The organism is Gramella sp. MT6 (genome assembly GCF_019357415.1).
In the GTDB taxonomy this organism is placed as follows: Bacteria; Bacteroidota; Bacteroidia; order Flavobacteriales; family Flavobacteriaceae; genus Christiangramia.
This window is the reverse complement of the sequence record NZ_CP048410.1, coordinates 3,411,009-3,425,066: the sequence shown is the minus strand read 5'-3', so window position 1 is coordinate 3,425,066 and position 14,058 is coordinate 3,411,009. Positions and strand designations below refer to the sequence as shown.

Below are 14,058 nucleotides of genomic sequence, written 5' to 3'. Positions count from 1 at the left end.
TTTTTAGATTTATGGATAACCTTGACTATGGTATAATAAGTAACTGTAAAAGCGCTGCTTTAATTTCAAAAACGGGCTCTCTGGACTGGTGCTGCATGCCTAATTTTGACTCTTCAGCTATGTTCGCCAAAATTCTCGATGAGAAAATAGGCGGTAGTTTTGAGATACTTATTGATGATGAATATACGATTAAACAGGAATACCTTTGGGAAACTAATATATTAAGTACTGTTTTTGATAATGGAACTGACTCTTTTCAGTTAATAGATTTCATGCCGAGATATCCAAGGGAAGATGGTTCATATTACGCTCCACCAGATATTATAAGATTCTTCAGGCTCATTGGTGGTAAACCAAAATTTACTATTAAGTATGATCCAAAATTGGATTTTGCAAAGGAGAAGACTTACAACGAGCATAAAGGAGATTATATTAAAAGTTTCACTAAGGAAGGTAAATATGATTCAGCTTATTTCTATTCAAGTTTTAACCTGCAGGATATTCTTGATCAAAAAGAAGTGACTTTAGAGGGCAACGAATATTGCCTGGTGGGTTACCATGAAAAACTGGTTGAGCAGACGCTGGACAGATCTTATTTAAAATTTCAGAGGACCAAGGTCTACTGGATGAACTGGAGCGATAAAACTACCAGGTATACTCATTATGGTAATGAGATCATGCGAAGCGCGCTTGTTCTAAAAGCATTGAGTTATAAAAAATCTGGTGCTGTTCTGGCTGCCGCGACAACTTCACTACCAGAAACGGTAGGAGAGGAGCGTAACTGGGATTATCGCTTTTGCTGGATAAGAGATGCATCTATGGTGATCAAGGTGATGGCAGGGCTTGGACATATCAAATCTGCCAAGGATTTCCTTCAATTCATCATCGATATCATCCCTAATAAGGATGAGAAGATACAGATCATGTATGGCATTAATGGTGAAAAGGAATTAACCGAGCACATTTTAAATCATCTTTCAGGTTATAAGGACTCAAAGCCGGTTCGAACCGGAAATGCTGCCTATATCCAGAAGCAGAATGATATCTACGGAATTCTGATGGAAGTGATCTATCAGCAGTTTTTGATGTTCGAAACTTCTTTGGAAAATTCTGAAGCCTTATGGACGGTTGTTCGAGGCATCGTAATGATCGTAGAAGAAAACTGGAAGAAACCAGATAAAGGAATCTGGGAACTTAGAACTGAGGATCGTCATTTTGTTTTTTCAAAACTCCTTTGCTGGGTTGCCATAGACAGGGCTATAAAGATAGGAGAAGTCTTAAGAATGGGCATCAATGACACCCATTGGAAAGCCCTTAGGGAAGAGATCTATGAAGATATATATAAGAACGGCTGGAATGAAGATAAGCAGGCCTACGTTCAATATTATGGCTCTTCAGACCTTGATGCTTCTACTTTATTGATGCAACCTTATGGGTTTATTGAAGCCGATGACCCGAGATTTATAAGTACGGTTCAGGCTACCGAAAGGGAATTATGTGAAGATGGGCTAATGTATAGATATAAGAATAATGACGATTTTGGGAAACCAACCTCCTCATTTACGATTTGTACTTTCTGGCTAATAGATAGTCTGTATAAAATAGGGGAAAAGAAAAAGGCAAGAGAAATGTTTGACCAGTTGTTGTCTTACAGCAACCACCTTGGATTATTCAGTGAAGATATAGATTTCAAGACCAAAAGATTGCTGGGGAATTTTCCGCAGGCATATTCGCATCTTGCATTGATTGAAACTGCAGCAAATTTCAGTAAAGGAATTGCGACCGAAGGAATGATGTTCCAGGATTAATCTTCAACTTCCTTATTGATCGTAATTCTAGCTTTAGGAAGGGATTGAGGGTAATTGTTTTGAATAAACTCCATTAATTTCTCCCTTAGGTAAACTCTAAGATCCCAGGCGGTAGGCGAATCTTTGGCACTAACCAACACCCTTAATTCAACCGATTTTTCGGTGGTGTTGGTAACCTGAAGTACATCTACCTTGCCATCCCATAGGTCGGTTGAATTCAGAAGTCTGGTTTGCTCTTTTCTAATGGCATCTACAGGTAATTCATAGTCTACATAAAGAAATACGGTACCTAGAATATCAGCAGAAGTTCGCGTCCAGTTCTGAAAAGTTTTTTCAATGAAATAAGTAGTGGGCACTACGAGTCTTCTTTTATCCCATACGCGCACTACCACATACGTAAGGTTGATCTCTTCAATCCAACCCCATTCCCCTTCTACGATAACCACATCATCAAGCCGGATTGGTTGAGTTACGGCTATCTGGATTCCAGCGAGGAGAGTACCAATAGCCTTTTGGGCGGCCAGACCAATAATGATCCCTGCAATTCCTGCAGAGGTAAGTACGCTTACTCCAATAGACCGGATACTATCAAAACTCATCAAAGCAATTCCTATCGCCAGGATAACAATAATAAAAATCACAATATTTTCAAGGATCATATATTGTGTATAAACCTTTCTGGCCTTAAGGTTATCTGCACTTCCAACATCATATTTTCGCAGCATCCTTTTCTTAACTACTTTAAATAAAAGGATAAGAAACCAGGCAATACTGAAGATAATCCCAATTATGCTAATATGACCTACGATGGTTTTTGTAGCCTCGAATATAAAAATGTCGCTGATAACCGCGATCTGAGCAAGGAGACAAGCGAGGAAGATCAATAAAGGGATACGGATCTTATGAGCGAAATTTACAGGCAGGATATTTCTGGGGTTTTTTCCAACTTTCTTTAAGATGTAAAAAGCCAGGGAGAAAGTTATTATGAGAATAAGGATCCCAATGATCAGGTAAGTGGTCATGTTCTGTTCAATCGCTAGCATGCTTAAAAGAATTTATTACATAAAGTTATAGTTTATACTACCGGAAGGATAGAAGATAGCCAAATTTAACCTATAAGGTTTTCGAGCCCTATTCCGTTTTCTTTTTATCCTCCAGTTCCACCCGCTCTTTGGTTAGGAAGAAACCATCCTCAAGTTCGGCAATATACTTTACTATTTTTTCCCTTAATTCACAATGCATATCCCAGGTGGTGAGAAAGTCTTTTGCGCTGCAAAGGCATCTAATCTTGATAGATTTACTATCCATTTCGGTTACCTGGACTACGGGAGCTTTGTCTTCATCTCCATCCCATTTATCTGAATTTTTTACCAGTTCTTCAAATTTTGACCTGACCTTTGAAACATCAATTCTGTGATCTGCATACACCTCAACCACCCCAATAGTTTGAGAATTGGTCATGGAAAGATTTTCAAAACTTTCTGAGATCACTGTTTTTAAAGGAATAACAACCCTTCTAAGATCCCATGTTTTTAAGATCATGTAAGTGAAAGTAAGGTCTTCTACATAACCAAAATGATCTTTTATAATCACTGAGTCCCCAATTCTTACAGGTTTAGTGAGGGCGATCTGTACTCCCGCAATAATATTTCCGAGAGTGCCCTGCGCAGCAATACCAACAATAACAGTGGCAATTCCTGCAGAAGCCATAAGAGAAATACCCAGTTTTTCAAGGCTGGGGAATTGAGACAGAATGACCGCTCCACCCGCAATAAAAACGATAAAAATAAATATCCTACGGCCAACAGAGACATAGGTAAGCATTCTCTTGGATTCCTCATTCTCCTCGTCATTTATATCACCAATCTTATGAACGGCGAAAAAATCCATCACATAATCTATAAGGCGCATAATGAGCCAGGTAAATACTCCAATTAGAAGTATAAGAAGGATCGCATAGAATCCTCGTGCCAGAGGTCCGGAAAATGAGATCAGATTATTCAGTAGTAAATAGAATGCAAGCATTCCAACGGCGCCGCCAGTTGGAGAAGCTAATCTGTTGGCAATGTTCTTTATCCAATACTTATTGGTGCCAGAGAAGATCTTTATTATGAGAAAGGAAACAAGTTTAGAAATAAGGTATGCAAGCAAAATAAGAAAAAGGGTTCCTATAATTTTCCAAACGGGGACGTCGAAAATTTGAAAACTGATCCATTTAGGCATCATTGTTTCTAATTTTCTTGGCCCGTAAATATCATAGAGTCGTTCGGTATTCTCAACCGTTTGGGCTGATATTAGCCATATTGGACTGTGCTCTTTAAACTTTACTCGCTGTAGTCTAAAGGTAACATCTCTCTTTTCCATATCTACCTTTCCAAAGTCTATACTTCTTCTAGGTTTACCCGCTACCGCTTTATTGGTTGAAGTGCTTATATCAATCTGCCCGTCTGGTCTGTCAGACAGTTCTTCCCAGGGAATTGGAACTCTTTGGTTAATGATGAAATTCAATTTTTCAGCTATGATCGCTGCTTCAGAAATCTTAAGGTCGTTTGGCAGTAAATTGAAATTCAGCGCGTATGCTGCAGTTTCAAAATCTTCATTTCTCGCATTTACAATAAAATGTTCCAGAGCTGCCTGCGGGGTTTGAAGATTAAACCTTTCAGGTGGGAAACCAACTCCTTCATTCCAGCGATCGCTCATGTAATATGCCTCATTATAAGAGGCCAGATAATTTTCTCCTAGAGCAGAACTATCCTGAATAACAAATTCTTTGGAAGGCAATTTCTGATCTTCAGATTGATCGACGGTGTCTTTCTCCTGTTGAAAGGCATGGTTGATGGAATAATTCAGGAGGAATATGAAAAATAATAAAGAGGTCCTGGCTGAAGTCATTTCAATTTATTTGGTCTAAAAAGTAAGATACTATAAATTGGAAAAAAAATAGTTAAGACCATGGTAATAAACAAGAAAGCCACCTTTTGAGGTGGCTTTCCAAATATATTGAAGTATTAAATTAGTTAGCAAGGGCTGCTCTTGGTCCACCATCCATAAAGATAGTTCTCATACGAGCTTTCTGACCTTCAGAAAACATATACATACACTCATCATATACATAATCCATGTAATTCATGGTCATATCTGTAGACCTGCAATTAACAGTTGGATAAGAAGGACATCCGTAATTTGGACCATCAGATTCTGGAGTATCTGCTACGAAATCATCTTGTCTACATCTACCATCACCCCAAATGTGGCGAAGATTTAAATAGTGACCAACTTCGTGAGTCGCAGTTCTTCCCTGGTCGTAAGGAGCAGCAACATAGCCTGTATTCCCAAAATATTGAGGAGAGATCACTACACCATCAGTTGCAGCCGGACCTCCTGGGAATTGAGCATATCCTAAGATACCTCCACCAATATTAGCTACCCAGATATTTAAAGTTGTTTCTGGTGATACTGGAGGATATACCGCTTTAACTTCGTCTCTGGTTCCCCATTCAGTCCTTGAATTGCTATGACGATTCACTGCTGCAAGAGTAAAAGAAACCTCAGAGTCTGCTACTAAATCTGCAAATTCTGCAGGGGCGCTACTGGCATCTGAATTGGTTGCTCTAAAATCTGCATTAAGAACATCTATCTGAGAATTGATCTGCTGGTCTGAGATATTCTGCTGAGAGTTGCTATAAACCACATGGACTACAACCGGAATGTTCACGATACCAAGGTTATCTGTAGCTGGTGGTTCAGTTCCACCACCGCCGGTTCCAGGTTTTCCACCTTTCGCGTTCTCAGATTTTGCAAGAATTGAACGCGTATTCTTTTCAATATTGTACATTTTTTCATGCAAACCTTTATTCTCGTTCAGGAGACGATTAAGGTTTTTCATGCTGTAACATTTTTCAGCCGCATTATCAGATCTTTTATCATCTGAAGGATTGGTGTAAAGATAGAAGTCACTCATGTCTACCTGAGCTTCTTGTTGCTCATTTGAAATGGTTTGATCTGGGTCTTGCTCACAAGAAGCAAAAAGGAAGGCAAGGGCAGCCATTCCTAAAAAAACTTTTTTCATAATTAATAGGGTTTTGTTTGATTTGAGCCGAATATATCTAAATTTTTACGGTTCTTTAACGCTATTACAAAGTTTTTGTGACATTTTTAGAATTTTTGCAAATTCCATAAAAAAAGCCACCTCATCAGGTGGCTTTTTCAGTTTAAAATATTGTTTCTTCTAGAAACAATATTTATTTTCTGAAGTCAGTTTTTCAGCAATTGTATTTCTAAGTTCAACAACATTTGGCATGTTGGTATACTTAGTAAATCTTTTAAGACCCATAAGCATCATACGTTGCTCATCGCCTTCAGCAAAAGATCCAATTCCTTCTTTAGCTTTAGTATTCACGATATCTACCGCGTGATATAAGTATAATTTAGCCATGGCGATTTGCTCTTTCTGAGCATCTTCACCAAGACGTTTTGCATTCTTCTCAGCTCTAAGGATACCAGATTCAGCCATATAGATCTCAATTAAGATATCTGCTGCAGCAAGTAATAATTGCTGGTGCTCTTCAAGGTCAGGTCCGAATTTTTGAACGGCACTACCGGCTACCATTAAAAATACCTTTTTAAGTTTTGCAACCATTTCCTTTTCCTCAGCGAATAGCTCTGAATAATCTGGTTTTTCCATAGAAGGAATTCCAGTTAATTCATCAGCAACACTTTTTGCCGGACCTAAAAGATCTACATGACCTTTCATCGCTTTTTTCACTAACATTCCTACAGAAAGCATTCTGTTGATCTCGTTCGTACCTTCATAGATACGTGCGATACGAGCATCTCTCCATGCAGATTCCATCGGAGTATCTGCAGAGAATCCCATACCACCATATACCTGAATACCTTCATCACTACAGTTCTGAACATCTTCTGAACAAGCAACTTTAAGTATAGAACATTCAATTGCATATTCTTCAACTCCTTTTAATTCAGCTTCTGAATGAGAAGCCCCATCTTCAAGGCGAATGTTGATCCTGTCTTCTATATTTTTAGCTGCACGATAAGAAGCGGCTTCACCAACATATGCTGAAGTTGCCATTTCTGCCAATTTAGACTTGATAGCACCAAACTTGGCGATAGGAGTTTTAAACTGAACCCTGTCGTTAGCATATTTCGTAGCAAGATCTGTCACTCTTCTCTGAGCATCAAGAGATGCTGCAGCTAATTTGATACGCCCAATATTCAGGGCATTCATAGCAATTTTAAATCCATTCCCACGCTCAGAAAGCATATTCTCTACAGGAACTTTAGTTTCGTTAAAGAAAACCTGACGGGTAGAAGAAGAGTGGATACCTAATTTCTTTTCTTCTTCACCAAAGCTGATTCCGTTTTCCTTATCGTTTTCAACGATAAATCCGGTAATGTTCTTATCATCTTCTATTCTTGCGAATACGATGAATACATCGGCAAATCCTGCATTCGAGATCCACATTTTCTGTCCGCTGATGCTGTAATATTTTCCGTCATCAGAAAGAACTGCTTTAGTTTTTCCTGAATTGGCGTCAGAACCTGCATCTGGTTCAGTTAGGCAATAAGCCCCAAACCATTCTCCTGTAGCTAGTTTTGGTACGTATTTTTTCTTTTGCTCTTCCGTTCCGTACAAAGTAATTGGCATAGTACCAATTCCTGTATGCGCACCAAAGGCAGTAGCAACAGATCCAGTAGCACCAGAAATATAATCACATACTAACATCGTTGACACGAAGCCCATTCCCAGACCATCATATTCTTCAGGAACGGCAACTCCAAGGAAACCAAGTTCCCCGGCCTTACGCATTACCTCTTCGGTTAATTTGTAATTTTTCTTTTCAAATTCCTCTTTGTGTGGCCAAATTTCACGTTCTACGAATTCCTTAACGGAATCACGCATCATTATTTGCTCCTCATTAAAATCTTCAGGAGTGAATATATCTTCGCTCTTGGTTTCCTTTACCAGGAATTGCCCACCGCGAAGAAGATCTTTATTTGCTGTTTCTGTGCTCATCTTTATTTAGTATTTAGTAGCGAGATCATAGTATTGAGAACCTCACTTTAAATGTTTTATTAATTTTATTATTTCATCGTAATCTCATTACTGAGATCTTAATATCAATTCTAGTTCAAGAATTCAAAAACTCCTGCAGCGCCTTGTCCTGTACCAACACACATGGTCACCATACAATGTTTATTCTTTAAATCGCGCTTACGCATTTCATCAAAGATCTGTACAGATAGTTTGGCTCCGGTACATCCAAGTGGGTGCCCCATAGAAATGGCGCCACCGTTCACATTAAGCTTATCCTTGTTCAGCCCTAATTCCCTGATCACGGCTAAAGACTGAGAAGCGAAAGCTTCGTTCAGTTCAATAAGCTCAAGGTCGTCCTGTTTAAGTCCAGCTTGTTTTAGAGCCTTCGGAATCGCATGAACTGGTCCTATTCCCATAATTCTTGGTTCAACTCCAACTGCGGTGTAACTTACCATTCGGGCAATAGGTTCAAGATTAAGTTCTTTAACCATATCCTCACTCATTACCATTACAAATGCCGCACCGTCACTCATTTGAGACGAGTTACCAGCAGTCACGCTTCCGCCTTCAGCGAAAACCGGTCTAAGTTTATTCAAGACTTCAATAGAAGTATCTTTTCTAGGACCTTCATCTTTATTTACAGTGTAAGATTTGGTCTTCTTTTTACCATCCTCATCTACATAGGTCTCATCGATGGTGATCGGAACGATCTGGTCCTGGAAACGATCTTCAGCCTGAGCTTTGATCGCTTTCTGGTGAGATTGATAAGCGAACTCATCCTGGTCTTCACGAGAGACCTTGTATTTATTGGCAACTGCTTCTGCAGTTAATCCCATTCCCCAGTAATAATCTTCGTTACCTTCTTTAGCTACCTCGTAATCTGGTACCGGCTTGTAACCTCCCATAGGGATATAACTCATGCTTTCTGCACCACCTGCGATCACACAGTCGGCCATTCCACTCTGAATTTTAGCAGTCGCGATAGAAATTGTCTCCAAACCAGAAGCACAATATCTGTTCACTGTCATTCCGGGCACATCTTCGATCTTCAATCCCATAAGAGAGATCAATCTACCAACGTTTAGTCCCTGTTCTGCTTCTGGCATCGCGTTACCTACCATTACATCGTCGATACGAGTTTTATCGAAGTCAGGTAATTTATTCATCATATACTGGATGGTTTCCGCAGCCAGTTCATCAGGTCTTTTGAAGCGAAATACTCCTCGAGGAGCCTTTCCTACTGCGGTTCTGTATGCTTTTACTATATATGCTGTTTTCATTTTTCTTAGTATTTAGATATTAGATTTGAGTTTCTGGATTCGTCTTAATAGTTGCTCAAATCTAATTTCTTAATGGTTTTCCTTTTTTAAGCATGTGCTGAAGCCTTTCCAAAGTTTTTCTTTCTCCTGTAAGGGATAAGAAAGCTTCTCTTTCAAGTTCTAATAAGTATTGTTCACTTACCATCTGGTTTTCAGAAAGATCACCGCCAGCCATTACATAAGCCAGTTTGTTCGCGATCTTCTTATCATGTTCGCTGATATACTTTCCTGCTGCCATCTGGTCTGTTCCAACTAGGAATGCACCTAATGCCTGTTTTCCAAGAACTTTAATATCTGTACGTTCAATTGGTTTAGTATATCCGTTTTCAGCCATTAGCAGCGCATGTTTCTTAGCGATCGCTAATTGTCTGTCTGGATTTACAACTACAATATCTTTTCCTTTCTGAAGAAGGTTCAGGTCATAAGCTTCATATGCTGAAGTTGAAACTTTCGCCATTCCTATAGTAAGGAAGTGTTCTCTTAGTCGGTTTAGTTCTACGTCATCTTTCTGAAAAGTATCAGAAGCTCTAACCGTCATTTCCTTGGTTCCACCACCACCAGGGATCACACCAACACCAAATTCTACTAATCCAATGTAAGTTTCTGCTGCGGCAACAACTTTATCTGCGTGAAGTGACATCTCGCATCCACCACCAAGGGTCATGGCGTGAGGAGCAGCCACCGTTGGAATAGAGGAGTAGCGCATTCTCATCATAGTATCCTGGAAATATTTGATAGCCATGTTAAGCTCTTCATATTCCTGCTCAACCGCCATCATAAATATCATACCGATATTCGCACCAACAGAGAAGTTTTTACCATCATTGGCAACAACCAGTCCCTGGTAATCTTTTTCAGCGATATCAATTGCTTTATTAATTCCGTCAAGAACATCGCCACCAATCGAATTCATTTTACTTCTGAATTCAACGTTCAAGATTCCGTCACCAAGATCTTCTACAACTACGCCGCTGTTCTTGAATACTTCTTTAGATTCTCTGATGTTGTCAAGAATAATGAATGCATCCTGACCAGGAACCTTAGTTTGTTTCTTGTCGTCTATACTATAGTAATAGGTATTGCCTTCTTTTACGGTGTAGAAACTCTTACTTCCGCTTTCCAGCATTTCATTTACCCAGGCAGCAGGTTCGTAACCTTCAGCCTTCATCATTTCGATACCTTTTTCAACACCGATCGCATCCCAGATTTGGAAAGGACCATGTTCCCAACCGAATCCAGCCTTCATGGCATCATCTATTTTATATAGCTCATCTGCGATCTCTGGAATTCTGTTAGATACGTATGCGAAAAGAGCTGAAAAACTTTTTCTGTAAAAGTCTCCGGCTTTATCTTTTCCTTTAACCAGTACTTCAAAACGATCGGCAACATTATCGATGGTTTTTGTCATCTCAAGTGTAGCGAAAGAAGCACTCTTTCTATCGCGATATTCCATAGTATCAAGATCAAGAGATTTGATCTCGCTGGAACCGTCGTCCTTCTTAATTTTCTTATAGAACCCCTGGCCGGTTTTGCTTCCTAACCATTTGTTCTCCATCATGGTATTGATGAAATCTGGTAATTTGAAGAGGTCATGTTGCTCGTCATCTGGAACATTCTCATAAATACCGTTGGCAACATGAACCAATGTATCTAAACCAACAACGTCTACAGTTCTAAAAGTTGCCGATTTCTGGCGACCAATTACCGGACCCGTAAGTTTGTCTACCTCTTCGATAGTCATTCCCATATCCTTAACGGTATGGAAAAGACTCATGATAGAGAAGATTCCAATTCTATTACCTATAAATGCAGGAGTATCTTTTGCTAGAACCGCCTTTTTTCCAAGGAATTTTTCGCCGTACATCTCAAGGAAATCAAGAACTTCCTGAGAAGTTTCTTTCCCAGGAATGATCTCAAATAACCTTAAATATCTTGGTGGGTTAAAGAAGTGAGTTCCACAGAAATGCTTTTTAAAGTCATCACTACGACCTTCGGTCATAAAGTTGATCGGAATTCCGGAAGTGTTCGAAGTGATCAAAGTTCCCGGAGTTCTATGCTTTTCAAGGTTTTCAAATACCTGTTTCTTAATATCAAGACGTTCAACAACTACCTCAATGATCCAGTCTACATCAGCAACCTTATGAATATCATCTTCAAGATTTCCAGTCTTTATCCGTTTTACAAAATCCTTGTGGTAAATAGGAGAGGGTTTAGACTTTACAGACTCCTGAAGTGAATCGTTAACGATCCTGTTTCGGACTACTTCGTCTTCAAGGGTGAGTCCTTTTTTCTTTTCCTTATCATTCAGTTCGCGGGGAACTATGTCCAGAAGTAAGACTTCCACGCCGATATTGGCAAAATGGCAAGCGATACCGCTACCCATTATTCCGGATCCTACAACTGCGACTTTATTAATCCTTCTTTTCATTTGTTGGTGTTTATTATTTTATCTGATATTTATTTCTTCTGTATAAATCTTCTTTTCACTTATCAATTCTAAAATAGTGTTGGCTACTTCAATGAAGGTCTTAAGATCTTTGTCTGAAACATTTTCTTTTACCGCTTCATCAAACCGAAGAACCACTCGTTTAGAATAATCTCTCATCTCTTTACCGAATTCGGTTAAATAGATAAGTACGCTACGCCCGTCATTAGGATTCTTTTTCCTTATGATGAGGCCTTTTTCTTCCATGGTTTTCAAGATCCTGGAAAGACTGGTAGCTTCCATGCCCATTTTGGGGCCAAGTGAGGTAGATGGGGTGCCGTCTTCAGGATCTATGCTAAGTAGGGCAAATCCTGTAGCCATTGTGCTTCCTGCTTTTCCGGCCTCCTCGTTATACATTTTAGAGACTGCCATCCAGGTGGCACGCAATACATAATCTATTGTTTTTTCTTTCATCTGGATTTTGAATGAATCCAAAGTTAGGAAAAATTATTATGCATGCATAATAAAATTCGTTTAAAATATTAATATAGTGAATTAACGGTCTAAATATTCTTAAAACTAAAAAACTCCTCTTATTAGGAGGAGCTTTTTTTATCAAATTCTTAATGTCTAATTAAAACCGACCATATAATTTTTCATAAAGATCTTCATAGCGGTCTCTTATAATCCTTCTTTTTAATTTCATAGTAGGGGTAAGGTGGCCTTCTTCAATAGACCAGGTTTCAGGAGTAAGCTCGATCGTTTTAACTCTTTCCCATTTACCAAATTTCTGATTATAGAAATCTACTTCTTCCTGTATACGTTCCTTCACCAATTTATTATTGGCAATATCTTTTTCGGTTCCTTCACCCAGGTCGATATTTTTACGACGTGCCCAGTCTGTAATAAATTCAAAATTCGGTTGGATTAATGCTGCAGGCATTTTTTCTCCATCACCTACCACCATGATCTGTTCTATAAAACGAGATTGTTTCATAGTATTTTCCAGTAATTGAGGTGCTACGTATTTACCACCAGATGTTTTGAACATCTCTTTTTTCCTGTCAGTGATCTTTAAGAAACCATCTTTATCTATTTCACCAATATCACCAGTATGGAAATATCCGTCGCCATTTATAACTTCTTTAGTTTTTTCTTCATCCTTATAATAGCCCTTCATAATGTTAGGTCCTTTCGCAAGGATCTCTCCATCTTCCGCGATCTTTACCTCTACGTTATCCAGAACTTTACCAACTGTACCAATTTTGAAACCGTGATTTCTTTGATCGTTTACAGCGATCACCGGAGAAGATTCTGTTAGACCATAACCTTCCATTACCGGAATTTCAGCTGCTGCAAAAACACGCGCAAGCCTTGGCTGTAAAGCAGCACTACCTGATACAATAAGCTCAATATTTCCTCCCAGACCTTCTTTCCATTTAGAGAAGATCAGCTTTCTGGCAATTTTTAATTTAGTTTCATACCACCAACCATTGGCACCATAAGGTTCATACTCCAGACCTAGTTCTACCGCCCAGAAGAACAGGTTTTTCTTAATTCCGTCAAGAGCGGTTCCCTTAGCGATGATCTTATCATAAACCTTTTCTAGCAATCTTGGGACTGCCGTGATCACATGGGGTTTTACTTCTTTTAAGTTATCACTTATCTTATCTATGGATTCAGCAAAATAAACCGATACCGAATAATATTGATATAGGTATAATATCATTCTCTCAAAAATGTGACAAACCGGTAAAAAGCTCAGGGCCACAAAGGTACCGGGTTCAAAAGGTACACGTGGAGCACTACCCAGTACATCGCTTACTATATTATCATGAGTAAGCATTACACCTTTAGGTCTTCCGGTAGTTCCAGAAGTATATATTAAAGTAGCAAGGTCATCTGGTTTTACAGCGGCTTTTAATTTTTCAACTTCATCCTGATTTCCTTTATCTTCACCATCCTTCAAGATCTCTTTCCAGCTTTTGCAACCAGAAATGTCATCGAAACTATAAACTTCTTTAAGGTTGGTGGTTGCTTTAATGCGGTTAACCTTATCAAGAACCTCTTGGTCTGATACAAAACAATAAATTGCTCCACTGTGATTTATCACATACTCGTAATCCTCTTCAGAGATCGTAGGATAGATTGGTACGTTTTGTGCTCCCAGTTGCAGGATACCAATATCCATTACATTCCACTCTGTTCTATTAGAAGTTGAAATAACTGCGATCTTGTCATTAGGTTTAATTCCTAATCTCAAAAGTCCCCGGCTAATGGCATTTGCCTGATCTATATATTGTTGAGTTGAAAGTGTTTTCCATTCATTGCCATATTTAGTGGCCAAAGCTTCTTCCAAAGGAAAGTTTTCAAGCTGATAATAAGGGAAGTCAAAGAGTCGTTTAATGTCATTCATCAATTTGAACAATTTATTTATGTGCTTCGCAA

The 14,058-nt window shown here is 39.0% G+C and carries 9 protein-coding genes; 1 reads left to right on the top strand and 8 read right to left on the bottom strand.

Annotation, left to right across the window (positions count from 1 at the left end; genetic code table 11):
* Positions 1-11 precede the first annotated feature (11 nt).
* The gene (locus G3I01_RS15475; protein ID WP_219549338.1) at positions 12-1,808 is read left to right on the top strand and encodes a glycoside hydrolase family 15 protein; all 1,797 of its coding nucleotides are present in this window, start codon (positions 12-14) and stop codon (positions 1,806-1,808) included.
* Here the strand turns inward: G3I01_RS15475 and G3I01_RS15470 are convergent.
* From G3I01_RS15470 to G3I01_RS15435, 8 genes are all read right to left on the bottom strand, one after another.
* Complete coding sequence (locus G3I01_RS15470; RefSeq protein WP_219549336.1) at positions 1,805-2,851, bottom strand: mechanosensitive ion channel domain-containing protein; 1,047 nt, start codon at positions 2,849-2,851, stop codon at positions 1,805-1,807. The genes G3I01_RS15475 and G3I01_RS15470 overlap by 4 nt on opposite strands.
* Positions 2,852-2,939: 88 nt before the next feature.
* Positions 2,940-4,700, bottom strand: coding sequence for a mechanosensitive ion channel domain-containing protein (locus G3I01_RS15465; RefSeq protein ID WP_219549334.1), 1,761 nt, complete (start codon positions 4,698-4,700; stop codon positions 2,940-2,942).
* Between the two features lie 121 nt (positions 4,701-4,821).
* Entirely contained in the window at positions 4,822-5,877 is a 1,056-nt protein-coding gene (locus tag G3I01_RS15460; RefSeq protein ID WP_219549332.1) for a M43 family zinc metalloprotease, read from the bottom strand.
* Positions 5,878-6,036: 159 nt separating this feature from the next.
* Entirely contained in the window at positions 6,037-7,845 is a 1,809-nt protein-coding gene (locus G3I01_RS15455) for an acyl-CoA dehydrogenase family protein (RefSeq protein ID WP_219549330.1), read from the bottom strand.
* A 110-nt stretch (positions 7,846-7,955) separates the two neighbouring features.
* Positions 7,956-9,146 (bottom strand): acetyl-CoA C-acyltransferase, encoded by a 1,191-nt coding sequence (locus G3I01_RS15450; RefSeq protein WP_219549328.1) that lies wholly within the window; start codon positions 9,144-9,146, stop codon positions 7,956-7,958.
* A gap of 61 nt (positions 9,147-9,207) precedes the next feature.
* Positions 9,208-11,613, bottom strand: a complete 2,406-nt coding sequence (locus tag G3I01_RS15445; RefSeq protein WP_219549326.1) for a 3-hydroxyacyl-CoA dehydrogenase/enoyl-CoA hydratase family protein — start codon at positions 11,611-11,613, stop codon at positions 9,208-9,210.
* A gap of 18 nt (positions 11,614-11,631) precedes the next feature.
* Positions 11,632-12,084, bottom strand: coding sequence for a MarR family transcriptional regulator (locus G3I01_RS15440; protein WP_219549324.1), 453 nt, complete (start codon positions 12,082-12,084; stop codon positions 11,632-11,634).
* A 160-nt stretch (positions 12,085-12,244) separates the two neighbouring features.
* Positions 12,245-14,026, bottom strand: coding sequence for an AMP-dependent synthetase/ligase (locus G3I01_RS15435; protein ID WP_219549322.1), 1,782 nt, complete (start codon positions 14,024-14,026; stop codon positions 12,245-12,247).
* Positions 14,027-14,058 lie beyond the last annotated feature (32 nt).

Bases quoted from the DNA above. Each gene is read 5' to 3' on its own strand.
- G3I01_RS15440 (WP_219549324.1), bottom strand. From the start codon at position 12,084: ATGAAAGAAAAAACAATAGATTATGTATTGCGTGCCACCTGGATGGCA.
- G3I01_RS15445 (WP_219549326.1), bottom strand. From the start codon at position 11,613: ATGAAAAGAAGGATTAATAAAGTCGCAGTTGTAGGATCCGGAATAATG.
- G3I01_RS15435 (WP_219549322.1), bottom strand. From the start codon at position 14,026: ATGAATGACATTAAACGACTCTTTGACTTCCCTTATTATCAGCTTGAA.
- G3I01_RS15475 (WP_219549338.1), top strand. From the start codon at position 12: ATGGATAACCTTGACTATGGTATAATAAGTAACTGTAAAAGCGCTGCT.
- G3I01_RS15450 (WP_219549328.1), bottom strand. From the start codon at position 9,146: ATGAAAACAGCATATATAGTAAAAGCATACAGAACCGCAGTAGGAAAG.
- G3I01_RS15460 (WP_219549332.1), bottom strand. From the start codon at position 5,877: ATGAAAAAAGTTTTTTTAGGAATGGCTGCCCTTGCCTTCCTTTTTGCT.
- G3I01_RS15470 (WP_219549336.1), bottom strand. From the start codon at position 2,851: ATGCTAGCGATTGAACAGAACATGACCACTTACCTGATCATTGGGATC.
- G3I01_RS15455 (WP_219549330.1), bottom strand. From the start codon at position 7,845: ATGAGCACAGAAACAGCAAATAAAGATCTTCTTCGCGGTGGGCAATTC.
- G3I01_RS15465 (WP_219549334.1), bottom strand. From the start codon at position 4,700: ATGACTTCAGCCAGGACCTCTTTATTATTTTTCATATTCCTCCTGAAT.